Below are 275 nucleotides of genomic sequence, written 5' to 3'. Positions count from 1 at the left end.
CGTCCTTATAACCCAGCAAATCCAGTAGTTAACCTGGATGAATCGCCTAAGCAATTAATTGCTCAAACTACTCAGGGGTTTACCGATGATCAGGGGATTGTTCATCAAGATTATGAATATGAACGAAAAGGGGTTGCTGATATATATATGCTCACTGAACCTAAGGCTGGGTGGAGGGAAGTATTGGTCAAAGACAATCACAAAGCCGTTACCTATGCAGAAGTCATTCAACATTTAGCCGAAGAAGTGTATGCAGATGCCCACAAAATCACCTT

1 pseudogene is annotated in these 275 nt (G+C 41.8%); it reads left to right on the top strand.

From position 1 onward, the window contains the following. Positions 1-275: pseudogene (locus Q0954_RS34765) on the top strand (IS630 family transposase); the annotation flags it as partial.

This window comes from uncultured Microscilla sp. (assembly GCF_947493425.1).
GTDB lineage: Bacteria > Bacteroidota > Bacteroidia > Cytophagales > Microscillaceae > Microscilla.
Note: the sequence above shows the minus strand (reverse complement) of the source record. Positions and strands in the feature narration are given on the sequence as shown.